Consider the following 24,321-nt stretch of genomic DNA (forward strand, 5'->3'; position numbering starts at 1 on the left):
AAATTTAAGTTTATAATAAAGAACCATTTATATATTTATTTGGTTTTTATTATACACGTATTGATATAATTAAGAAAATAGATTAGATTGTTTAACCCCAATAAATAGCACTTATCATATAATAAGCTAATAAGCTTTTGTAAATTTTTTAGAAAGAAAAAATTTGGTAAAGATAACATGCTTTCTTCATTACAAAAGTGTCTAACTATCGTTTTTTTATTACTCACTTTGATATATGGCGTAAAAAACGCTCACGCTGAGTTATCTTCTGATGAACAATACCAACATTTAAAAAACAAAAGAAAGAATATTAAAGAGAGCATACAATTTATTGAAGAAAGTATGTCTCATTTGAACATTTGGGAAAAAAATATTTCTAAAGCAGAGTACTATGAGCGTTTGCAGGAACGGAATAAGCTATACAAAAAACTGAAAACTCTGAAGAATGAATATTATAATCTTGGTTCGAAATTACAGGATCTAGCTGAAAAAAAACAAAAAATTATCTTTAGAATACATATAGCGAGAGAGTACGAAGTAGGGGAGTATGAAGAAAAGTTGATTAAAGCAAAAGATTATTTAAAAAAAACTCAAATATTTAATGAATGGGGAATGAATGAGAAAAGTGGAGGTGATGATGAGATAATGAAAAATTATCTCATGTTTATTATTGCTTGCAACACGTTAGCGGATATATTGCAGAGTGATATAGGTGCTATTTTGCGCAAAGATTTTGATTGGAAAGATAAAGATTTTAGTTGGGCTAAAGGCGCAAATAATTCAATAAGTCCTAGTTTAGTCAGGGATATTAAAGAATTACTAACAGATGGCTCTTATAGTTATGAAAAACAAATATTTGACGATATAAAAAATAGTCTTACAAAAGATAATTGGTTTGTTAAAAATGCACCTGAGCTTTGTAGAACCATTAAAGAAGTACATAATATAATGCTGCCAAACAAGAAAAAGAATATTATAGATCGTATGCGTTCTCATGTTAAAGAATTATTCAATTAAAAAGTATTGTTTGATTTATGTTGAATTATATTCAAAATAGAAAAATACTTAATTTTTCTTAACAGTATAATTTAGAAAATTCATAAAAAATAATGCCATAAGAATATCCAATTAAAAATTTTCTCATATAAATACAGATAAATTAAGATTATATAATAAATAATATTTAAAATATGTTAGTAAAATATATTTTAATTTTTTGTTTTTAATATTAATTTATAATAAAGTAATTTTATGTATATAATATATTGTTATTATCATATAATATTTAATATATATTAAATAATAAACTCATATATCTTTTTTATGTTTTCTTTTTATGCATAATTTTTTGTGTTTGTAGTTTTTTATTTTTATCTGATTAATTATTTTAATGACGATACATCTCATATCATAAATCTTGTTTCATTAATACGATAAGAGAAATATTTATAGCTCTAAGTTGTGTTATATACGGAAACAAAATGATATTTTGAATTCATTTTTTTAAAAACTTAAATTATTAACGATTTATATCTTTGATGTTGTGAAAGATGAAAAGAATTTACAATTTAGCAGCTTCTTTTATTTGAGAAATAACTTAAAATAAATTGATAAAAGCTATATTTTTATTCACGTTGTAAAGCTGAGAGATGATATTTGTACAGAGGTGCAATAATGGGTGTTTAATATATGAGCATAAATTTATTATGGCTTTGGGCACGTAAGATAATTCATAGGGGGTATTTTTATTCTTTTGTTTAGTAGTTTTATCTATAAAACTAATTCCGCTTATGATGTACAAGTGGAGAAATTTTATTGATTCAATAATAAGAGAGATTCGCGCTATTAGGATCTTTCACACAATATAGAAAAAAGATAAATTATTATTATAAATTAATATGTTATTATATTTTAAGGAAGTTTATTATAAATAAAATATTTTCAGTAGTCATAGATTTTTTCTCTAAGAAAATGTGTTGTTTAATTAAGAAAAAGCGCTTCTTTAGTAGCGTATTTTTAAACTAAACTGTTTAGTTAAACGCTATAGAATATAAAATTTTTTATTACAAAAGCGTATCACCATTGTTTTGTAAACAAGGGCAGAAATTTTAGACAATCAGTGGTTTAATTCATCAAATGTTTCAATAATATCATAGATGATTTTGTTTTTGTGTATCATACAAGGCACATAAGGAAAACAGTAAAATTTATCTGATATTTTGGAGCTTCATGCATTGCAACACCTGTTTCTAAGGTTCTATGAGCTTAACACGAAGAGTAATAAATGTAAAAAGTTTAATTAGTAAGTTTTTTAGAGTAGTATTAGAGTTTATTTTAATTAATATTGCAATATTGATTCGTTTGTGTAATCTTAGTTTAAATGCACAGAGGTGTTTTATGGATAGATTGCATCAAATACCAATGTGATGAAGAGGGGAAATGATATGAGTGTATAAAATTAGAATGGCTCGTCGTATTTTTTCTCTAAATTTGACTTTTTTTTTTATATTGAAGTAAAAATAGTAAAATTAATTGTTATTTCATTATAAGTTAATAAATTAAGTTGGAATTATATTTAATATTTTTTTGAAGTTACTTAAAAGCGCGTTGAAAGGATTAACTTAATCATGTCGCATAAAAATGTTTATTCTGCTGTTTCAGTATTAGTTGGAGCCGCTGCCCTTTTTCTTATAGCTGGTATTTCTGCAAATGCGCAAACTTTATCACAAGGTTGGTACAAAGTTTGCAGTAAGCAGCATGATGTTGATATTTGTAATACAATGAATACTGTATTATCGAATACGGGACAACCTTTAACGGCTTTTAATCTTGTTGAAATAAAAGGGAAGCAAAATGAAAAACGTATAGGCATTCAAGTGCCGACAGGTCGTTTCTTGCCAGAAGGTGTTCATATTAAAATTGGTGATGATTTCTCTAAAAAAATCCCTTATGTGATTTGTAATGGACCAAGTTGTATTGCCAATGATGTTTTAGATGATAAGCTTATAGCAGCTATGAAAAGTGGTACAAAAATGGTTGTAACCACAGTTAATTTCCGTGGTTCAGCTAATCCTATTGAATTTTCTCTGAATGGATTTACAGCAGCCTATACCGGTCCTGGTATGGAAGAAAAAGATTTTCAACAAGAACAAATAAAGCTGCAGCAAGCTATTCAATCAAAACAAAAAGAAATTGAAGAGCGTATGCGTGCTGAGCAAGAAAAAGCAAAACAAAAGTAATAAAACCACACCATAAAATTTGGTCAAAACGTTTTCTATAATTGTTTATTTGAACCGCCACAGTTTTCTGTGGCGGTTTTTTAAAATCCTTAATTTTTCGAAAGAATTCTGCGTTTCCACCAACCAATACGTTCAGTTTTGGAAGAATCATTAGGCGTTGATGAAATAACAACGGGTTGATTAATTGTTTCTTCAATTTGGGAAGGAGAGGTTTCGATAATTTCCTCCATCTCGATTACAGTTTCTTGCTCTAATATTTTTTGTACTTGCGTTGTCTCTTTAGAAGATGATTTTTTACGTGTTCCACGTGTTGATTTTTTACTCTTTTCAAGAGCTTTATCTTCTACCTCATGAATAGATTTGTCTGCTTTTTTTGTTTTAGTTTTACGCACCGAACTGGTTGTAGGTTTTTCTTCAAGAGATTTTTGTTCTGCAATATTTTGATCATTCTCTAAAGAAAGTTGATTTTCTATTACTTTTGAAGAACGTGTTTTACGTTTTTTAGGTTTAATACTTGTATCATTTTTTTCAGATTCACTCTGTTGTTGTATACCTAGAGCTTGTGTATTATTTTTTGTTTCTTCAAGTTCAAAAGATTTAGCAGATGAAACACGACGTTTGCGATGCGCTGCTTTAATTTCTGCTAAAGCTTGCTTAGCAAAATCTCCCACTGGTTCTGCATAAGGAACGCGAATCTGATGAAAACTATTATCTTGATTGCGTCGACCACCACGACGTCCTCGACGACGTCCTCGATGATAAGAATCATCATTCAAGGTATCTTCTTTTTTATGAACGTTGGAGAGAGAATGATCAGTAATTTCACCGTGACGATTTTTGCGCCGACGCTTTTGGTTTGTTTCAATGGGAGATGGATTTTCAATAGATTCACTCTTTATGAAAACAGAATCTTCAATTTCTTGCTTATTGTCACCTTCCAATGAAGATTGAGAAATTCTCTCTGCTATTGAGCCTTTAGAAATAACAAGATGTTGTGTTCCAATACTATCATCTGCTTCAATACTAATATTAAGTTTAAAGCGAGCTTCTAAATTAACAAGAATATTGCGTTTATGATTTAATACATAAAGCGCAGTTGCTACGGGAGTGCGCACGATAATATTATGTTGCGAATTATGAAGAAGATATTCTTCAATTGAGCGCATGACATGTAACGCAATTGATGATTCAGAACGTATAGTTCCTGTTCCTGCGCAATGTGGGCATGGCTGTGTCGTACTTTCTAAAACCGATATGCGAATACGTTGACGACTCATTTCTAAAAGGCCGAAGTGTGAAATATGACCAACTTGAATACGAGCACGATCGTTTTTTAAACAATCTTTTAATTTTTTTTCGACAAGCTTCACATTACGTTCTTCAAGCATATCGATAAAATCAATCACAATTAAACCAGCAAGGTCACGCAAGCGTAATTGACGCGCGACTTCTTCAGCAGCTTCAAGGTTAGTTTGTAAGGCTGTCTTTTCGACAGAGAATTCTTTTGTAGAGCGGCCAGAATTTACGTCAATAGCAACAAGTGCTTCTGTTTGATTAATAACAAGATAACCACCAGATTTTAAAGAAACTTGTGGTTGCAACATTTTATCAAGTTGAATTTCAATATTATTTCTTGCAAAAATGGGCGTAGGATCACGGTAAGGTTGCACAACTTTTGCATGACTTGGCATGAGCATACGCATAAAGTCTTTCGCTTCACGATATCCTTGGTCTCCAGATACAAGAATTTCACTAATGTTCTTATTGTAAAGATCTCGTATAGAACGCTTGATGAGATTGCTTTCTTCATGGACAAGGCATGGCGCCGTTGACTCGAGTGTCAAAGTGCGAATAGTATCCCATAACCGCATAAGATATTCATAATCACGTTTAATTTCAGCTTTTGTTCTATTGGCACCAGCGGTTCGTAAGATAACTCCCATACCTTTTGGAACGGCTAATTCTTTTACGATTTCTTTAAGACGCTTACGGTCTTGTACGTTCGTAATTTTTCGTGAAATACCACCACCACGTGCTGTGTTGGGCATTAGAACAGAGTAACGACCAGCTAGAGATAGATATGTTGTAAGGGCAGCACCTTTATTACCACGCTCTTCTTTGATAACTTGTACCAACAAAATTTGACGTCGTTTAATGACTTCTTGAATTTTATACTGGCGCCCTTGTTTTCTTTGATAAATCGGGAGCTCTTCACGGATGTCCTCAGCACCGACCATTTCAATCTCATCGTAAGAGATATTGGCATTTAATGCTTCTTCTGTATTATCAATTATTGTCGCTTCAGATGTGATATCATTTTCAATATCGGCTGCTATAACATTGTTTTTTTCACTTTTTTTTGTTCTTCTGGAGCGTTTTTTATTTTTAGTTGCTTCTTCCGTAAAGGTATCTATAGAATTTTCTCCTACAGCTTCTTTTTCTTCTTCTTCAAGAAGAGCAAGGCGATCAGCAATAGGAATTTGATAATAATCAGGATGAATTTCAGAAAATGTTAAAAAACCATGTCGGTTTCCACCATATTCAACAAAAGCTGCTTGGAGAGACGGTTCTACACGCGTAATACGTGCGAGATAAATATTCCCCTTGAGCTGTTTTCTATGTTCTGATTCAAAATCAAGTTCTTCAATTTTGTTGCCGTGAACAACAACAACACGTGTTTCCTCCGGATGGGAGGCATCTATAAGCATTTTGTTTGACATAAGTTAATATCCTGAAGGCGACATGCACAATTTTATTCAAACGAATGCTATAACTATTCGTAAACATAAAAGGCTGTCTGCCATAAAAGGGAGGTACCAGAAAAACAGGACGGAACACCACGTGCAAAGGCATGACTGCATTTACACCATTTCTCATCATTATTTCCATCTGTTTTTTATGACTCATATTTCTTAAAAGTCTCCGGTAAAATAATCTTTAAAACAGTTCGGATATCCGAACCAACGAATCTTAAGTAATGCAATCCTAATGTTACAACATAGAAATTTTTCATCCATAAAAAAGTCTCAACGCATAATAGACAAAAAACCCCTAAAGACAACTTAATATGAGTTGTAGATAATTTAGATGACTATTATCAGCTAGGAAGCATAAATATTCTTTTATGTTGATATCATGCGTTTGGCAAGTAACAATGTAAATTTGGCAAGTAACAATGTAAATCATGTATAATTATAATATCTTTATGACCTTAATTCCATTTTGAGGTGTTTATTTAGCTTTTATTGAAAAATAGAGATAAATTGGTGTATCGTTTTATGTAACCAAGATAAATTATTACAAAGGTAATGTAGAGTATTTTGCTTATGATAAAAGTTTTTTTTACCAAAAAGCTGAAAACAGCTTATGGGGATGTTATTGTGCTCGTCACATACTTTTTATTATCTTTTTTGCTACTCCAAACTAGTGTTCAAGCCGCAGATCCTCTGAGACTTATTAATTTTCGAACCATTGGTGATAGTGTTCATACGCGTATTATTGCGGTTTTTAATTCAAAACCAAATGTTCGTTTACAGATTTTGGACAGGCCCGCACGTTTGGTTATCAATTTACCTACAATTGACTTTTCGATGCAAAATACGCCTTTAAAGAAACGGAATACATTATCCGTTATGCTTTCAGATGTGCGTTATGCTTTCTCTGACATACAGACTTCACGCATTATTTTGACAAGTAAAACGGCTTTTGTGGTTGAAAAAAATGTCGTAAAAAAATTAAATAATGGTTTATGGCAGTTGCTGATTGATATTCGTAAAAGTACACAAGAAAAATTTGATGAGATATTAAAAAAACAGCAAAGAAGCAATTTTGATACAAAAACACAGTTAATGCCAGCATATAATTTCCGTGTTGTTCTTGATCCTGGTCATGGTGGTATTGATGGTGGTGCACGGGGTGTTACTGGAATTTTAGAAAAAGATGTGACTTTAGACTTTGCGCGTGCATTGCGAGACGAATTACAAAAGGATTCTCATATTACCGTTGCTTTAACACGAGATTCCAATATTTTTTTAAGACTAAGTGAAAGAGTTAAAAAAGCGCAAGAGTTTGATGCTGATCTTTTTATATCTATTCACGCGGATACGATTGATCTACATTCTCTTCGCGGTGCCACAGTGTATACCATATCAGACAAAGCCTCTGATGCCATTGCAAAATCTTTAGCTGAAAATGAAAATAAAGTTGATTTGCTTGATGGTTTGCCTGCAGATGAAACGCTCGAAGTTACAGATATTTTGATGGATCTTACACGACGTGAAACACATACATTTTCGGTTAATTTTGCAAATAGTGTTATTTCAAGTTTATCAAAGAATCATATTAACTTGATTAATAACCCACATCGGTACGCTAATTTTCAAGTTTTAAGAGCTTCAGATATACCCTCAGTCTTGATAGAGATAGGTTATTTATCCAATAAAGAGGACGAAAAGTTATTAAATGATCCTCATTGGAGAAAACAAATGGCAGCCTCTATTGCTCATTCTATTCGTCAATTTGCTGATTATAGGCAGAAAATGATACAGCCTCTTTAAATTTGTGAGAAAATAGAGTATCAATAGGGGCTTCTAGTGTACCCTAGTATAAATAAAAGATAGAAAACAATTTCTCTTGATCTCAATCTTGTGGTGTTATCCACTTGGTGTGTTTGAAGTATAACGTATTTTTTCTTTGATTAATTCTTAAGAAAGCGATAGCCGTTTTTATGATGATTTTTTTAAGATATCTTCTTCGTTTTTTTGTTGCTATTGGACTTTGTGGTGCAATAATGTGGGGTGTTATGACCAGTGGTCAAGCAAATGCGCTTCCTGATTATGAAGTTCTTTCACTTTATGAGCCGCCAGTAATGACCCGCGTCCATGCTTCTGATGGTCGTCTTATGGCAGAGTTTGCAACAAAACACCGTCTTTATTTGCCGATTCAATCAATACCAAAGCTTGTTATAGATGCTTTTGTTTCGGCTGAAGACAAGAATTTTTATCATCATTTTGGTTTAGATCCCGAAGGGCTTTCTCGCGCTTTGATCAATAATATTCGTAATATTGGTTCTGGAAGACGTCCAGAGGGTGCATCAACTATAACGCAACAAGTCGCTAAAAACTTCCTTTTAAGTTCAGAAACAACGTTAGAACGTAAATTTAAGGAAGCTATTTTAGCAATGCGTATTGAGAAAACTTATTCAAAAGATCATATTCTCGAGCTTTACCTCAATGAAATTTATCTGGGTCGTGGCACTTATGGTATAGCAGCAGCTTCTTTGACTTATTTTAATAAATCCGTTAATGATCTGACGTTAGAACAATGTGCTTATTTGGCTGCTCTTCCAAAAGGACCAGCAAATTATGATCCATTTAAGAATACACAACGTGCTATTGAACGGCGTAATTGGGTTATAGACCGTATGATTGCAAATGGATATGTAACGCGTGAACAAGGTGAAAAAGCGAAAGCTAAACCTTTAGGAGCGACAATACGTGGGAGTGATAGCTATGTTTTTGCGGCTGATTATTTTACTGAAGAAGTGCGGCGTCGTTTAATACATCGCTATGGGGCTAAAACACTTTATGAAGGTGGGCTTTCCATTCGTACAACGCTTGATCCGCATTTACAACTTATTGCACGACGTGCTTTGCACAATGGATTAATTAGATTTGATCATGCGCAAGGATGGCGTGGAGCTTATGCGCATATTGATGAGAAAGGTGATTGGGGGACAGAACTTGCAAATATCACAGGGCTAAGTGATGTTCCTGAATGGCGTTTAGCTGTTGTTCTTTCTACTAATCCCAACAAAGTAGAGATTGGTTTACAGCCACAGCACGAAGCTTCAGGTATATTATCCCAAAAACGGGAAATTGCTGTTTTATCTGAAGCTGATTCAAAATGGGCTCTCCATGTTGTAAAAGAAAATGGTTATCGAAAAACTGTTCAGAACTTATCTCATGTTCTGCAAGTTGGGGATGTCATTTTTGTTGAAAAACTATCCAATACAAACAACACTTATCGTTTACAACAAATTCCAAAGGTTGAAGGTGCAATTGTTGCTATGGAACCTCATACAGGGCGTGTTCTTGCTATGGTGGGAGGATTTTCTTTTGCCGAATCTGAATTCAATCGTGCAACCCAAGCTTACCGCCAACCGGGGTCTGCTTTTAAGCCTTTTGTTTATGCAGCAGCTCTTGATAACGGATATACACCAGCATCCGTTGTTTTAGATGGCCCCATAGAAGTTCGTCAATATAATGGTGAAGTTTGGCAACCCAAAAATTATGGTGGTACCTTTGCAGGACCTTCAACGTTGCGTTACGGTATTGAGCATTCTCGTAATCTTATGACAATACGGCTTGCCAATGATATGGGAATGCCTCTTGTCGCTGAATATGCAGAACGTTTTGGGGTGGTAGATAAATTGCAGCCTTATCTTCCCATGGCTTTAGGGGCTGGTGAAACAACAGTATTACGGATGGTTACAGCTTATTCCGTTATTGCCAATGGCGGACGCTCTATTAAACCTTCTCTGATAGACAGAATTCAAGATCGTTATGGGAAGACAATTTATCGTCATGATGATCGTATTTGCGAAAATTGTAATACGAATTCATGGAATAATCAAAGTGAGCCCACATTGATTGATGAGCGAGATCAAGTTCTTGACCCTATGACGGCTTATCAAATTACATCGATGATGGAAGGGGTTGTTCAGCGTGGTACTGCGGCACGTTTACGTTATCTTAATCGACATATTGCCGCTAAAACAGGAACAACCAATGACTCTAAGGATGTCTGGTTTATGGGATTTACTCCTGACATTGTCGTTGGTATTTTTGTCGGTTATGATCAACCAGCTCCGTTAGGATATAATGGAACAGGAAGTTCATTAGCTGCACCTATTTTTGGTGATTTTATGGTAGATGCTCTTAAAGGGAAGCCAGATGTTCCCTTTAAGATGCCAAAGGGTATGATTTTAATGCCAATTAATCGAAAAACAGGAATGCTTGCCGAAAGAGGAGATCAAGATGTCATTATAGAAGCATTTAAACCAGGGACTGGTCCTGCTGATATCTATCAAGTCATTGGGAGTACGAATTCTTTTCAAGAAGGTGTTCCTGCAGTAACCACTTCTCCACAAGTCAATAAAGCTCTTGAAAGTGGGACGGGTGGGCTGTATTAATCGATAAATTTTTTTGCCATGAGTTATGGTTTTTATCTATTTTTTACAATGTCGGTTCCGTAAATAGAATGATAAAACCCTACTATTTTCTGATAGCTGCTTTTAAATTTGTATAAAATGCTAAGAGACATAACCAAAAAGAGTATTAAAAAATACGGTGTTAAATTATGCGAGCAGAAATAGAAACATTAGTTGATGAAATCCAGAAAGCAATTCAATTGCTAAGGGGGCATCTTTGACTGGGATCAATCACTAAAACGTCTCGAATATCTTAATCAAAAAGCGGAAGATCCATCCTTATGGGATGATGCGCAACGAGCACAGGATATGATGCGTGAGCGTCAACGTCTTGATGATTCAATTAATGGCCTTTTATCATTTACAAAAACTCTTGAAGAATGCATTGAGCTTATCGCGATGGGCGAAGAAGAAAGTGATGTTGAAATTATCGCTGAAGCAGAAAATTCAATACGTAATCTTAAAAGTGAGATAGATAAAAAGCAAATTGATGTGCTTCTTTCAGGAGAGGCGGATCCAAATGATACCTATTTAGAAGTTCATGCTGGGGCAGGGGGAACTGAGAGCCAAGATTGGGCTTCTATGCTCTTACGCATGTATATACGCTGGGCTGAACAGCATGCAATGAAGGTTGAAGTTTTAGAAATTCATGATGGAGAAGAAGCAGGAATAAAGTCAGCGACTATTCTTGTAAAAGGGCATAATGCTTATGGAATGTTAAAAACAGAATCAGGCGTTCATCGCTTAGTGCGGATTTCCCCGTTTGATTCGAATGCAAAGCGCCATACCTCTTTTGCAAGCATTTGGGTTTATCCGGTTATTGATGATAATATTGAGGTTGATGTTTCAGAGGCAGATGTGCGGATTGATACATATCGTGCATCAGGAGCAGGAGGGCAACATGTTAATACGACAGATTCTGCCGTTCGCATCACACATATAAAAACGGGTATTGTTGTTCAATGTCAAACAGAGCGTTCTCAACATAAAAATCGCGCTACGGCTTGGTCGATGTTGCGTGCACGGCTTTATGAAGAAGAGCTTAAAAAAAGAGAAGAAGAAACCAATGCTGCTGAATCTTCTAAAACAGAAATCGGATGGGGACATCAAATTAGATCTTATGTTCTTCAACCCTATCAGCTTGTCAAAGATTTGCGTACAGGAATTGAAAATACTGATCCACAATCTGTACTTAATGGTAACTTAGATGTATTTATAGAAGCAGCGCTTGCTCGACGCATTTATGGACAAGATAAAGAAATTGAAGATATTAATTAATTATATATCATCCTTCAAGGATGCAAATTTGTTTCTTAAGTTGTTCATTTTACTGAGGTTGTGATTTACGGTAGCTCTTGATACTTGAGAGGTTCAAAGAGGTATTCTCTTTTTTCCTTTCTTCAAGTTTTTTCTCACACGCCAATCCTGCTATATAAACGAATTGATTTATAATGATAATTCACTGTTTTGCCTATTGAATGAGAATCCCGCATATCGTAAGATTCTTTCATTTCAAACTTGTTTATGTTGAATCAATCAAAATCACTACTTGCACATAACAAACGGGATGAGTGTGTGGATAAAAATTATAGAAAAAAGGACTCAAAATGGCTCTTATGAACTGTCTTAAGTACTAGGAGCGGTCTCAATCATCCACGAGCTGGCAAAGTGTGTGATGGTGCCGGCTTGTTTCTTCACAAGCGTAAAGATGGGGGTGCTCAATGGATTTTTTATTATTTCATGGGAGATTTATCATTATACCATTCACGAGGTGTCGTCGTGAAATGGGTTTTGGAGGCAGATGTCTCTTTAAAACAAGCTTGTGAATGTGCACCCTAATGGCGCTTCTGTTTTACGTGAGGGGCGTGATCCTATTAAAGAACGCAATAAACAAAAGCGTGAGATAATAAGCAATCTCCATTATTTAAAAGATATTGCTCTAGAGACTTTTGAAAGTTGTAAAACCGAACTAAAGAATGATGGCAAAGGTGGCAAATGGTTTTTATCTTTACGGCTTTAATTCTCCCACAATTAGGCTGTATTTCCGTTTCAGAGATTACACAATATCTTGCTCTTATTTGGCATACAAAAGCTGGCGCTGCTTACAAAGCTCTCATTTCGTTTCAATCGTTGTCTCAAACATGCTGCTACACTATGACGGATGCAAGTGAATTGATTTTGATTCATTCAAAATAAGAAGAATTTACGATATTCAGGAGGATAATTTAAATGTAGAATAATCAGTTGTTCTTATAAAGCAATATATTATAAAAATTGAAACCATTGGAAAAATTAATATCAATTGGGAAGGAAAACTTTTGCTTTTTAAGATAAATCAAGCATTCTCTTTACAAGTCACCATTACTATGTAAAAGTGTTGCAGCAGCTAAAACATTCTCAGCATGTCCAGATACACTTACTTTGCGCCATTCTTCTGTTATTATTCCATGTGCATCAATTAAAAAAGTGCTCCGTTCAACACCCATATATTTGCGTCCATACATACTTTTCTCCACCCAAACACCATAAGCTTCAAGGGTCCTTTTTTCTTCATCAGAAACCAAGATAACATCAAGTTCATGTTTTACTTTAAATTTATCATGTTTTTTTACATTATCTGGAGAGATTCCAATAACAACAACACCAATTTCATCAAATTTTGTCTTTAATTTTGTAAAATCAAGCGCTTCGCTTGTGCATCCACTGGTATCATCTTTGGGATAAAAATATAAAACAACAGTTTTTCCTTTAAAGTCAGAAAGACATACTGTCTCTCCTCCATCGCGTGGTAAATTAAAATCAGGAGCAAGAGTACCTTTCATTGAGTTTATCATTTTTTTATCTTTCTTTTTAAGCGCAAAGATCAATCACTAGCATACAGAGAAGGAATAAAGTTTCAACTCTCTAAAATAGAATTATTTTAAAGACTTTTTCGCCATCATATAAAATTATTCTGTCATAAGAATTAAATTAAAAAATGAGGGAAGAAAGCGTAAGAAAGATCAATATCATGGATATAAATATAGAATGAATGAGAAATCAATAGATTATAGCGGTTTGATCAAAATATGTTTTTTCTTTCCGAAAGAAAGTTTAATGATTCCTTCTGCTGTCACATCTTTTTCAATAATAAGGTGTGTTTCATCCTCAATAATTTGATCATTAACACGTACGCCCCCACCTTGAACGTGTCGGCGTGCCTCACTATTAGATTTAGCAAGTCCTGCTTGTACTAAAAGAGTGAGTAATCCAACACCTTTTTTTAATTTTGAGGAATTAATTTCAACAGTTGGAAGATTTTCTCCCAGAGTTTTTTCTTCAAACGTTTTGCGAGCCGTTTCTGCAGCTTCATCGGCAAGAGCGCGTCCATGCAACATTGCTGTAATTTCTGTTGCAAGAATTTTTTTTGCTTCGTTAATTTCAGTTCCTTGTAATAGAGAAAGTTTAAGAATCTCATCCATCGGTAATGGAGTATAGAGCTTTAGAAATCGTGTTACATCAGCATCTTCTGTATTGCGCCAGTATTGCCAAAATTGATAAGGTGAAAGCTTATCCGCATTCAGCCATACAGCCCCATTCAATGATTTACCCATTTTGGCACCGGAAGAGGTTGTCAGCAATGGTGATGTTAACGCATATAATTGCGGTGTTCCTAAACGATGCCCTAATTCAATTCCGTTAATAATGTTGCCCCACTGATCAGAGCCGCCCATTTGCATACGCAACCCATAACGTTTATAAAGTTCAACAAAGTCATAAGCTTGCAGAATCATATAATTAAACTCTAAGAATGACAAAGAGTGCTCACGCTCAAGTCTGAGTCTGACAGAATCAAATGACAACATACGGTTGACAGAAAAATGCTTTCCTACATCACGCAAAAATTCTAAGTAGTTTAAATTGCATAACCATTCAGCATTATTCACAATACAAGCATCGGTTTCTCGGTCACCGAATGTCAAATAGTTAGCAAATACCTTTTTAATACCATCAATATTTGCAGCAATATCATCTTGTGTCAGAAGGCGTCGCGCTTCGTCTTTGAAGGAAGGATCACCAATCAATCCGGTCCCTCCACCCATTAAAGCAATGGGGCGATGACCCGTTTTTTGTAACCAATAAAGCATCATAATCTGAAGAAGACTTCCAGCATGTAAACTCGATGCTGTTGGATCAAATCCAGTATAAGCGCTTACAGTTTCTTTTGAAAAAAGATCATCTAAGCCTTTTTCATCTGAAATTTGGTGGATAAAACCACGTTCGCTCATAATATGTAAAAAATCAGATTTAAAGGCAAACACAGATTTAATTTCCTAATTTAAGAGTGCATTTATTGTATATAACAGGCGATTATATAATAAGTTATTAATGTGTTATCTATCATAACTGACGCACACCTCACAAGAGAAAGAGACATATTGGTAGTATAAAGATAATAACACAGGTATTATTTCTTTTTTACGCTAAAAAAGAGCCTTCTTAGTAATAGAAAAAAGGTATTCTGTTACTCTCATTTCTATCCTGAAATAAAATTTAGAAAAGTTTTAATATAGACTGAAAAAATACTTTGTTATGATCAGGGACGATTTTTGCTAATTTTTTATAAATCTATCGTATTTTCCTAAGTTAGTGAAAGTATTTCAGAAGGAGGAGCGAGAAGTTCATTGGAGATATGGTTATCCAAATAGTGTGCACATCGCTCAATAAGTTCTTCATGACATCCACTGAAAAAGTGATTAGCCTCTTCCAATATTTCTTGTGTGATGATGATACCTTTTTGTGTTTTTAATTTATCGACAAGTATTTGAACATCTTTTGGAGGGGCAACTTTATCGATACCGCCATGAATGATAAGTCCAGAAGATGGACAAGGTGCAAGAAATGAAAAGTCATAAACATTAGGCTGAGGAGCAACTGAGATAAATCCCTCAATTTCCGGTCGGCGCATTAAAAGCTGCATACCAATCCATGCTCCAAATGAGTATCCTGCTACCCAACAATTTTTAGAGTCTGGATGTTGTGTTTGCACCCAATCCAGAGCAGCAGCAGCATCTGAAAGTTCTCCTATTCCATAATCAAATTCACCCTGACTACGACCAATACCACGAAAGTTAAAACGTAAAGTTGTAAAGCCACGTTGTTGGAACATATAAAAGAGGTCATAGACAATTTTATGATTCATAGTTCCACCAAATTGGGGATGAGGATGCAAAATGATCGCAATGGGTGCATTTTTTTGTTGTGAAGGTTGATAACGCCCTTCGAGCCGACCCGCAGGACCGTTAAAAATAATTTCTGGCATAAAATGCTCCTTAATGCAATAAAAGGCTCTCTTTGACCCTGGTCGACTTTTACCATAGAATCTCTTAAATAATTATTAGATATTCTTTTTTTAGTGCACTTTTCAAGAAAATTGCGCTATTTTTTTAATCAATTCATAAGATTAATGATTGCGATGTAAAATGGTTATAAAACGCCGATATTTTGATCATAACGCAACAACACCACTCAAAAAAGTGGCACGGATGGCGCTACTAGAATCTTTAGAGATATTTGGTAATCCATCATCGGTTCATAAGGAAGGGCGTGCGGCTAAAACTTTGTTGCAAAAGGCCCGTCGGCAAATCGCTGAAAATCTTAAAACAGATCCAGATCACGTGATATTTACCTCTGGTGCGAGTGAAGCTGCAATGACTTTGTTAACACCCTTTTACAATATTGGGAAAGCAAAAGTTAAATTTTCTCATCTTTACCTTGGAGCGACTGAACATCCCTCTGTTGCAGAGGGAGGACGTTTTTCTAAAGAGTTGATAAGCGTCATTGCTGTTGATCAAGATGGGCTCATTCAACAAGATAAATTAACATCACTCTTAGCGGCTCACGATAAAACAAAAGGTTTACCTCTTGTTGCTATTCAAGCTGCAAATAGTGAAACTGGTGTTGTTCAACCATTAAAAGAAATAGCTGCTGTTGTTCGCGATTTAGGAGGCACTCTTGTTGTTGATTTGACACAATATGTAGATAAAAATTTTGTTGATATTCATCAGCTAGGAGGAGACTTTTTTATACTGTCTGCCCATAAAATTGGCGGTCCTAAAGGGATAGGTGCTTTTGTTTCATGTGGTAATCTTCTCACTCCACATCCTCTTATTGTCGGGGGAGGACAGGAAAAAGGTTTACGGGGAGGAACAGAAGCATTGCCTCTTATAGCTGCTTTTGGAGCAGCAATGGCTGATTGTTTCACGCAAGAAGAAAGAAAACAATTAATATATTTACGCAATAAATTAGAAGATGGACTACAAAAAATAAGTAGAAATGTTGAAATTTTTGGTAAAAGAGTTCAACGTTTGCCAAATACAACTTACTTTACCGTGAAAAATATAAAAGCTGAAACGATGCAAATTGCTTTTGATTTAGAAGGGTTTTCTGTATCAGCTGGTTCTGCCTGTTCTTCGGGAAAAGTAAAACAAAGCAAAGTGTTGGAGGCAATGGGGTATCATGTTCCAAATGGTGCCATTCGCATTTCGCTAGGGCGTGGTACAACTTCTGAAGATATTGATGATTTTCTGTCGTTTTTTTCTCAAATTATAAGCAGGAAAAAAGGAGAAGATTTATCATCAGAAAGTTATAAAAATTAGAATTATTTTAAAAATAAAATAAGTTTGATTGAAATTTTTGCACTTTACCTATAGCCTAGGAGATAACTTGCTTACTTTAATCTTGTAAAAAACAAGACTTTAGTTACCGGTTTTTGACGCCAAAAAATGGAGAAAATTTATGCCGGCAGTACAAGAAACGATACGCCAAGTACGTGAAATAGATGTTGACCAATATAAATATGGTTTTGAAACCAATATTGAAACCGATAAAGCTCCAAAAGGCTTAAATGAGGATATTATCAAATTTATTTCCGTTAAAAAAAATGAGCCTGAATGGATGCTAACATGGCGCTTAAAAGCTTACCGCCGTTGGCTGACAATGCAAGAGCCTCATTGGGCGCGTCTTGAATATCCTAAAATTGATTTTCAGGAGCTTTATTATTATGCTGCTCCAAAAAATCATACAGGACCAAAATCTTTGGATGAAGTGGATCCTGAGTTATTAGCAACGTACGAAAAACTTGGCATTCCTCTTAAAGAACAAGAGATTTTGGCAGGAGTAAGAAAACAGTCTGATCCCTCCACTTTTGATGACAGTATGTCTGTATCGGGGCAGGTGGCTGTTGATGCAGTCTTTGATTCTGTTTCTGTTGTAACAACATTCAAAAAAGAGCTGGCACGTGCTGGTGTGATTTTTTGTTCTATTTCAGAGGCGATTATTGAACATTCTGAGCTTATTAAAGAATATTTAGGAACAGTTGTACCTATAAGTGATAATTATTATGCGGCTTTAAATGCAGCTGTCTTTACAGATGGTTCATTTGTTTATATTCCCAAAGGGGTTCGTTGTCCTATGGAGCTTTCAACTTATTTTAGGATTAATGAACGTAACACTGGCCAATTTGAACGAACATTGATTATCGCCGCTGAAGATTCCTATGTTTCTTATCTTGAAGGGTGTACAGCACCCCAACGTGATGAAAACCAACTTCATGCTGCTGTTGTTGAGCTTATTGCGCTTGAAAATGCAGAGATTAAATATTCTACAGTACAAAACTGGTATCCTGGCGATAAAGATGGAAAGGGCGGTATTTATAATTTTGTGACGAAGCGTGGAGATTGTCGAGGTGATAACTCTAAGATTTCATGGACACAAGTTGAGACCGGTTCTGCGATTACTTGGAAATATCCATCCTGCTTACTGCGCGGTGAGAACGCGCGTGGAGAATTTTATTCTATTGCTGTTGCAAACGGTCATCAACAAATTGATTCCGGTACAAAAATGATTCATTTAGGAAAAAATACATCCAGTCGTATTATTTCCAAAGGCATTTCTGCTGGTTTTTCAAATAACACGTATCGAGGACAAGTTACAGCGCATAGAAAAGCACAAAATGCGCGTAACTTTACGCAATGTGATAGTTTGTTAATCGGGAATGATTGTGGTGCGCATACAGTTCCTTATATTGAAGCAAAAAATGCAACAGCTCAGTTTGAACATGAAGCCACAACATCAAAAATTTCCGATGACCAACTTTTTTATGTTATGCAAAGAGGAATTCCTGAAGAAGAAGCTATCGCATTAATTGTAAATGGTTTTGTAAAAGAGGTCATTCAAAAACTTCCCATGGAATTTGCTGTCGAAGCGCAAAAGCTTATTGGTATTAGCCTTGAAGGTAGTGTTGGATAATTTTATTTAATGAGATAAATAGAAGACTTTATGTAACAAGGCTGTAACGGTAGCACATAATGCTAAAAATGACCTCTATGGTAATTACAAAAGTAGATGGATGCTAAGGTAAAATAATACGCATTGATATCTGAAAAACAGCCAAAACAGGATTAAATGATGTTAGAGATCAAAAATTTGCACGCCCGTATTGCTGAAACCGATACAGAAATTATTCGTGGTTTAAACTTGACAGTTCAAGACGGAGAAGTTGCCGCTATCATGGGACAAAATGGAGCCGGAAAATCAACTTTATCTTATTTGCTTGCTGGTCGTGATGATTATCAAATAACAGAAGGAGATATTCTCTATAATGGACAATCACTTTTAGAAATGGATCCAGCAGAACGTGCTGCATATGGTGTTTTTCTTGCATTTCAATATCCAATGGAAATACCAGGGGTAGCAACAATGGAATTTTTAAAAGTTGCGATGAATTCTCAACGCAAAGCGCGAGGTGACGAAGAACTTAAAATTCCTGAATTTATAAAATGTGTTAAAGAAGTTTCAGCCAAACTTGAAATAGATATGGATATGCTAAAGCGTCCATTAAATGTAGGTTTTTCAGGTGGAGAAAAAAAACGCGCTGAAATTTTACAAATGGCACTTCTTGAGCCTACACTTTGCATTTTAGATGAAACGGATTCTGGTTTAGATATTGATGCGCTAAAAATTGTTGCAGATGGTGTTAATAAACTTCGCGATTCAAAACGTTCATTTTTGGTGATTACCCATTATCAACGGCTGCTTAATTATATTATTCCTGATACGGTACATGTTCTTTATAAAGGACAAATTATCAAAAGCGGTGATAAATCCTTAGCACTTTATTTAGAGCAAAATGGGTATGCTGATCTTATTAGGGAAGCGGTTTGAGGTTATTAAATATGAATGCACAGCAAAACTTGTTAGCGGTTGAAGAAAATATACTCAGTAATTTTAATCAGTATGTAAACCACTTACCTGGTGATAAAGCTGTACAGGAAATCCGCAAGAAAACTATTGAGCAGTTTCAAACGACACGGCTTCCTTCCCGTAAAATCGAAAGTTGGCATTATACCAATCTGCGTACCTTACTGAAGTCTATTAGCAATTTTTCAAAAGTTCAAGACAATCAATTGGTTGATGCATTGCTTTCAGAAAGTGCTGTTTTCTCCATAAACAATGGAAAAACATCGATAGAGTCAAAGATAGACAATATTGCAGTAAAACGCCTTTCAGATGCATTAGAAGATAATTCTTTACAGATAAATCAAAACATTTCTGATGAAGATTTTATTGGACAGTTAAATACAGCTTTTGTTACAGATGGTTGGCTTTTTCACATCCCTGAGAATACAAAGTTAAATATCCCCATTGAGTTACAAAATATACAAATGGGGGGACAATCTCATATTTTTTCGGATATAAAAGTTGATAAAAATAGTCAAGTTATGTTTATTGAACATCAGGTTGGCAATGATAAAGATACCTTTGTCAGTTCAATATTTTCATTAAATGTTGCTGCTGATAGTGATGTTACGTGGATTCTCATTCGCAATCGTGATTTTAATTCTACACAATTTGGTCGATTTTGTGCTGTTCTTGATCAAAGAGCGAAGTTATCACTTTATGTCATTAATATAGGGAGTCAATTAAATCGCCAAGAAATCGATATTGAATTACAGGGAGAAGAATCTGACTTTCAATTACGCGTCATAAATTTATTATCAGGACAAACACATAGTGATCTTACAATGACTGTTCGTCACGTGGAAGAAAAATCAACATCAACCGAAATTATACGCAATGTGGTTACAGATAAGGCTGTTGGTGTTTTCCAAGGAATAATACGTGTTTCTCAAAAAGCGCAAAAAACAGATGCACGCATGGCTTGTAATAGCCTTATTCTTTCAGATGATGCAGAATTTAATGCAAAGCCTGAATTAGAGATTTTTGCTGATGATGTTGCATGCGGTCATGGTGCAACAGTTGCTAATATTAATCATGATTATCTTTTTTATCTCATGGCGCGCGGTATTCCATTTAAAACGGCTCGTGCACTTTTAATCAAAGGATTTATCTCTGAGCTTATTGATGACATCAAGCAAGATAATATTCAGATTATTTTGGAGAATATCATTGGTAAATGGCTTGAAAAAAATGTTTAAGGTGGAAAAAATGGAAAATAACGTACAAACATTTACTTATAATGTAGAAGAAATTCGGCGTGATTTTCCTCTTTTGCACCATCAAGTTTATGGAAAGCGATTAGCCTATCTTGATAGTGCTGCTTCTGCCCAAAAACCACAATCAGTACTCAGTGCAATGAATAATTATTATCACTATAGTTATGCTAATGTGCATAGGGGAATGTACTTTTTAGCCAATGCAGCAACGCAATCCTATGAAAATTCTCGTGAAACCGTTCGTGTTTTTCTAAATGCACAAAAAGCGGAGGAGATTGTTTTTACGAAAAATGCAACAGAAGCTATTAATACTGTTGCTTATGGTTGGGCTATGCCTAAACTCAAGGAAGGTGATGAGATTGTTCTAACGATTATGGAACATCATTCAAATATTATTCCTTGGCATTTTCTTCGGGAACAAAAAGGTGTTAAACTTATTTTTGTTCCTGTCGATGAAAATGGTGTTCTGCACATTGAAGATTTCCAAAAGTCTTTAAGCGAAAAAACGCGGCTTGTTGCTATAACGCATATGTCCAATATATTAGGAACTGTGCCTCCTGTTAAAGAGATTATTAAGCGAGCACATCAAAATTCTATTCCGGTTCTTGTTGATGGTTCTCAAGGGGCAGTACATTTAACCGTTGATGTGCAAGATCTCGATTGTGATTGGTATGTCTTTACAGGTCATAAGCTTTATGGACCTACTGGTATTGGTGTTCTGTATGGTAAAGAAGATAGATTAGAAGAAATGCGTCCTTTTCAAGGGGGAGGGGAAATGATCGAGGAGGTAACAACCGATAAGGTTTTTTATAATGCTCCTCCTTACCGTTTTGAAGCAGGCACTCCTCCTATCGTTGAATCTATTGGATTAGCAGCGGCTATTGATTATATACAAGAGAAAGGTTGTAGCACGATTCATGCCCATGAGAGGTCCCTTTTAGCTTATGCGCAGGAAAAACTTAAAATGGTTGAGTCATTGCGTATTTATGGTCATTCTCCCAATAAAGGAGCTATTATATCATTTACAATTGAAGGGATTCACGCCCATGATATCGCTATGTTTATTGATAGAAGAGGAGTTGCAATCCGCGCCGGAACTCATTGTGCTCAGCCTTTATTACAGCGCTTTGGTCTAGCATCTATTTGCCGCGTATCGTTAGCCATGTATAACACTCAAGAGGATATAGATCAATTAGTAGAAGCATTGCAAGAAACAAGGACATTTTTTAATGGCTGAATCAATTGAAGAGCGTCATTCTACAGAATCCGTTGAAACTGTAAGCGAAAATAAAAAATCTTACATATCAGCAATTCCAGCAGACGAAATTGATCGTATGACAAATGATATTATTGCTGCTCTCAAAACAGTTTATGACCCAGAGATTCCTGCTGATATTTATGAGCTAGGACTGATTTATCGTATTGATATTGAAGATGATCGTTCAGTAAAAATTGAAATGACTCTTACAGCACCGGGATGTCCTGTTGCAGGTGAAATGCCGGGGTGGGTAGAAAATGCAGTTAGTGCAGTTGAAGGGGTTTCATATGTTGAAGTCACTATGACTTTTGATCCACCATGGACACCTGATTGTATGTCAGAAGAAGCTCAAATTGCTGTCGGATGGTACTAAAAGTATTGTTAAGAGACTCTAATCTAGCCATTCATGAATAAGCTGTTTACTTTTCACAAGCGTTTAAATTTAAGGGCGATCGCATGAGTTATAATAAACAAAAATTAGAACTTAACTGGATTGGAAAAGAAAAACGCCCCAAACTGGAACCTCGTATTTTATTGGAAGATCTTGAAAAATCTTATCACGCTCCGCACCAAGTATCTACCCAAGATATTTTTGATAATAAACTCATTTTTGGTGATAATTTATTCGCGCTCAAAGCGCTGGAACAAGAATATATGGGGAAGGTAAAATGTATCTATATCGATCCGCCTTATAATACAGGCAATGTCTTTGAACATTATGAAGATGGTTTGGAGCATTCCCTATGGCTCAGTCTTATGAGAGACAGGCTAGAATTGTTACATCGTTTACTGGCGGAAGATGGAAGTATTTGGATTTCCATTGATGATGATGAACAAGCCTATCTAAAAGTGATGATGGATGAAATTTTTGGTCGCCAAAATTTCATCAACAATATTATTTGGCAAAAGAAATATGCCCCACAGAATGATACAAAGTGGCTTTCCGATAACCATGATTTTATAATGGTTTATGCCAAAGATAAAACGATTTGGCGCCCTCACTTGCTTCCTCGTTCAAACGATATGGATGCGCGCTATAAAAATCCTGATAATGATCCTCGTGGTCCTTGGAAATCGGGAGATTTATCCGTGAAAAGAGTAACACCTGAGGATATTTATGAAATCATCACACCTTCTGGACGCAAGGTAATGCCTCCTAATGGTAGAAGTTGGGCTATGAATAAAAAAAAATTCTTTGAATTATTGAATGATAATCGTATTTGGTTTGGCCCCACAGGAAGCAATGTTCCTTCTTTGAAGCGTTTTTTATCAGAAGTAAAGAATGGTATGGTTTCAATGACCATTTGGCTTTATGAGGAAGTAGGGCATAACCAAGATGCCAAAAAAGAGGTTAAAGTTTTTAATTCTAAGAATGTCTTTACAACTCCCAAACCTGAGCGGTTAATGGAACGCATTATTCAACTTGCCACCAACTCTGGTGATCTTGTCTTGGATTCCTTTGCTGGTTCTGGTACGACCGGCGCTGTTGCTCATAAAATGGGCCGCAAGTGGATTATGATTGAACTCGGTGAACATTGTCATACACACATTATTCCTCGTTTAAAACAAGTAATTGATGGAACTGATCAAGGGGGAATTTCTAAAAGTGTCAATTGGCAAGGTGGCGGTGGATTTCATTATTATCGCCTTGCACCTTCTCTGTTGCAAAAAGACCCATGGGGACAATGGATTATTAGTCGCGAATATAATGCTGCGATGCTTTCAGAAGCCATGTGCAAACATATGGGATTTACCTATGCTCCGGATGAAAATCATTATTGGATGCAGGGATATTCAACGGAAACGGATTATATTTATGTCACAACGAGCGCCATGACCTATGAACAACTCCGTATCATGAGCGAAGAGGTGGGCTCTCATCGCACCCTGCTGATTTGTTGTACAGCCTTTGATACAAAATCATCATCCTTTGAGAATCTTACACTTACAAAAATCCCCCGTGCAATATTGGAAAAATGCGAATGGGGAAGGGATGATTATAGTTTAAATGTAGCCAATCTTGAACCAATGATTGTGGTAAAAGAAAGCGGCAAAGATAAAGATATTGCGCAACAAGAATTAGATCTATTTGAATAATATATAAAAAGCGGAGTTTTT

Annotated in this window: 16 protein-coding genes and 1 pseudogene; 13 read left to right on the plus strand and 4 right to left on the minus strand. The window is 35.3% G+C overall.

Features of this window, described 5'->3' with window-relative positions; all coding sequences use genetic code 11:
• Window positions 1-177 precede the first annotated feature (177 nt).
• Together ACFIMU_RS04945 and ACFIMU_RS04950 are read left to right on the plus strand one after the other, a co-directional pair.
• Window positions 178-1,017 (plus strand): hypothetical protein, encoded by an 840-nt coding sequence (locus ACFIMU_RS04945; protein WP_375606847.1) that lies wholly within the window; start codon window positions 178-180, stop codon window positions 1,015-1,017.
• 1,610 nt (window positions 1,018-2,627) lie between these two features.
• Window positions 2,628-3,239, plus strand: coding sequence for an invasion associated locus B family protein (locus tag ACFIMU_RS04950; protein WP_375610352.1), 612 nt, complete (start codon window positions 2,628-2,630; stop codon window positions 3,237-3,239).
• 89 nt (window positions 3,240-3,328) lie between these two features.
• Here the strand turns inward: ACFIMU_RS04950 and ACFIMU_RS04955 are convergent, their stop codons facing one another.
• The gene (locus ACFIMU_RS04955; protein WP_375606849.1) at window positions 3,329-5,959 is read right to left on the minus strand and encodes an Rne/Rng family ribonuclease; all 2,631 of its coding nucleotides are present in this window, start codon (window positions 5,957-5,959) and stop codon (window positions 3,329-3,331) included.
• A 606-nt stretch (window positions 5,960-6,565) separates the two neighbouring features.
• On the opposite strand from ACFIMU_RS04955, the gene ACFIMU_RS04960 reads away from it, so the two are divergent.
• The 4 genes and pseudogenes from ACFIMU_RS04960 to ACFIMU_RS04975 all read left to right on the plus strand — a co-directional run.
• Window positions 6,566-7,795: an N-acetylmuramoyl-L-alanine amidase gene (locus ACFIMU_RS04960; RefSeq protein ID WP_375606850.1), complete on the plus strand. Its 1,230-nt coding sequence runs from the start codon at window positions 6,566-6,568 to the stop codon at window positions 7,793-7,795.
• A gap of 170 nt (window positions 7,796-7,965) precedes the next feature.
• Window positions 7,966-10,431 carry a penicillin-binding protein 1A gene (locus tag ACFIMU_RS04965; protein ID WP_375606851.1) on the plus strand — a complete coding sequence of 822 codons (2,466 nt, stop codon included), beginning with the start codon at window positions 7,966-7,968 and terminating at the stop codon, window positions 10,429-10,431.
• A 167-nt stretch (window positions 10,432-10,598) separates the two neighbouring features.
• A protein-coding gene (prfB, locus tag ACFIMU_RS04970; RefSeq protein ID WP_375686531.1) for a peptide chain release factor 2 occupies window positions 10,599-11,727 on the plus strand; the annotation gives its coding sequence in 2 pieces (ribosomal slippage) (window positions 10,599-10,667 and window positions 10,669-11,727; 1,128 coding nt in all).
• A gap of 390 nt (window positions 11,728-12,117) precedes the next feature.
• Window positions 12,118-12,604: pseudogene (locus ACFIMU_RS04975) on the plus strand (integrase); the annotation flags it as partial.
• Window positions 12,605-12,797: 193 nt separating this feature from the next.
• On the opposite strand, the gene ACFIMU_RS04980 reads toward ACFIMU_RS04975, so the two are convergent.
• The 3 genes from ACFIMU_RS04980 to ACFIMU_RS04990 all read right to left on the minus strand — a co-directional run bounded on the left by ACFIMU_RS04980 (window position 12,798) and on the right by ACFIMU_RS04990 (window position 15,751).
• Window positions 12,798-13,283, minus strand: coding sequence for a peroxiredoxin (locus tag ACFIMU_RS04980; RefSeq protein WP_375608374.1), 486 nt, complete (start codon window positions 13,281-13,283; stop codon window positions 12,798-12,800).
• A gap of 213 nt (window positions 13,284-13,496) precedes the next feature.
• Window positions 13,497-14,750 carry a tyrosine--tRNA ligase gene (gene tyrS, locus ACFIMU_RS04985; RefSeq protein WP_375606854.1) on the minus strand — a complete coding sequence of 418 codons (1,254 nt, stop codon included), beginning with the start codon at window positions 14,748-14,750 and terminating at the stop codon, window positions 13,497-13,499.
• Window positions 14,751-15,070: 320 nt separating this feature from the next.
• Window positions 15,071-15,751 (minus strand): alpha/beta hydrolase, encoded by a 681-nt coding sequence (locus tag ACFIMU_RS04990; protein WP_375610356.1) that lies wholly within the window; start codon window positions 15,749-15,751, stop codon window positions 15,071-15,073.
• Window positions 15,752-15,911: 160 nt separating this feature from the next.
• On the opposite strand from ACFIMU_RS04990, the gene ACFIMU_RS04995 reads away from it, so the two are divergent.
• The 7 genes from ACFIMU_RS04995 to ACFIMU_RS05025 all read left to right on the plus strand — a co-directional run bounded on the left by ACFIMU_RS04995 (window position 15,912) and on the right by ACFIMU_RS05025 (window position 24,300).
• Entirely contained in the window at window positions 15,912-17,087 is a 1,176-nt protein-coding gene (locus tag ACFIMU_RS04995) for a cysteine desulfurase family protein (RefSeq protein WP_375608373.1), read from the plus strand.
• A gap of 139 nt (window positions 17,088-17,226) precedes the next feature.
• Window positions 17,227-18,738 (plus strand): Fe-S cluster assembly protein SufB, encoded by a 1,512-nt coding sequence (gene sufB / locus ACFIMU_RS05000; RefSeq protein WP_375606857.1) that lies wholly within the window; start codon window positions 17,227-17,229, stop codon window positions 18,736-18,738.
• A 159-nt stretch (window positions 18,739-18,897) separates the two neighbouring features.
• On the plus strand, window positions 18,898-19,653 hold the full coding sequence (gene sufC, locus ACFIMU_RS05005; RefSeq protein WP_375606924.1) for a Fe-S cluster assembly ATPase SufC: 756 nt from the start codon (window positions 18,898-18,900) through the stop codon (window positions 19,651-19,653).
• 11 nt (window positions 19,654-19,664) lie between these two features.
• On the plus strand, window positions 19,665-20,927 hold the full coding sequence (gene sufD / locus ACFIMU_RS05010; RefSeq protein WP_375606858.1) for a Fe-S cluster assembly protein SufD: 1,263 nt from the start codon (window positions 19,665-19,667) through the stop codon (window positions 20,925-20,927).
• A gap of 10 nt (window positions 20,928-20,937) precedes the next feature.
• Window positions 20,938-22,182, plus strand: coding sequence for a cysteine desulfurase (locus ACFIMU_RS05015; RefSeq protein WP_375606859.1), 1,245 nt, complete (start codon window positions 20,938-20,940; stop codon window positions 22,180-22,182).
• Window positions 22,175-22,576: an SUF system Fe-S cluster assembly protein gene (locus tag ACFIMU_RS05020; RefSeq protein ID WP_273787976.1), complete on the plus strand. Its 402-nt coding sequence runs from the start codon at window positions 22,175-22,177 to the stop codon at window positions 22,574-22,576. Before ACFIMU_RS05015 ends, ACFIMU_RS05020 begins: the two co-directional genes overlap by 8 nt.
• Before the next feature lie 83 nt (window positions 22,577-22,659).
• Window positions 22,660-24,300 (plus strand): site-specific DNA-methyltransferase, encoded by a 1,641-nt coding sequence (locus ACFIMU_RS05025; protein ID WP_375696867.1) that lies wholly within the window; start codon window positions 22,660-22,662, stop codon window positions 24,298-24,300.
• Window positions 24,301-24,321 lie beyond the last annotated feature (21 nt).

Origin of the sequence: Bartonella sp. AC70YNML (assembly GCF_042196545.1) — a bacterium.
Classification (GTDB): domain Bacteria; phylum Pseudomonadota; class Alphaproteobacteria; order Rhizobiales; family Rhizobiaceae; genus Bartonella.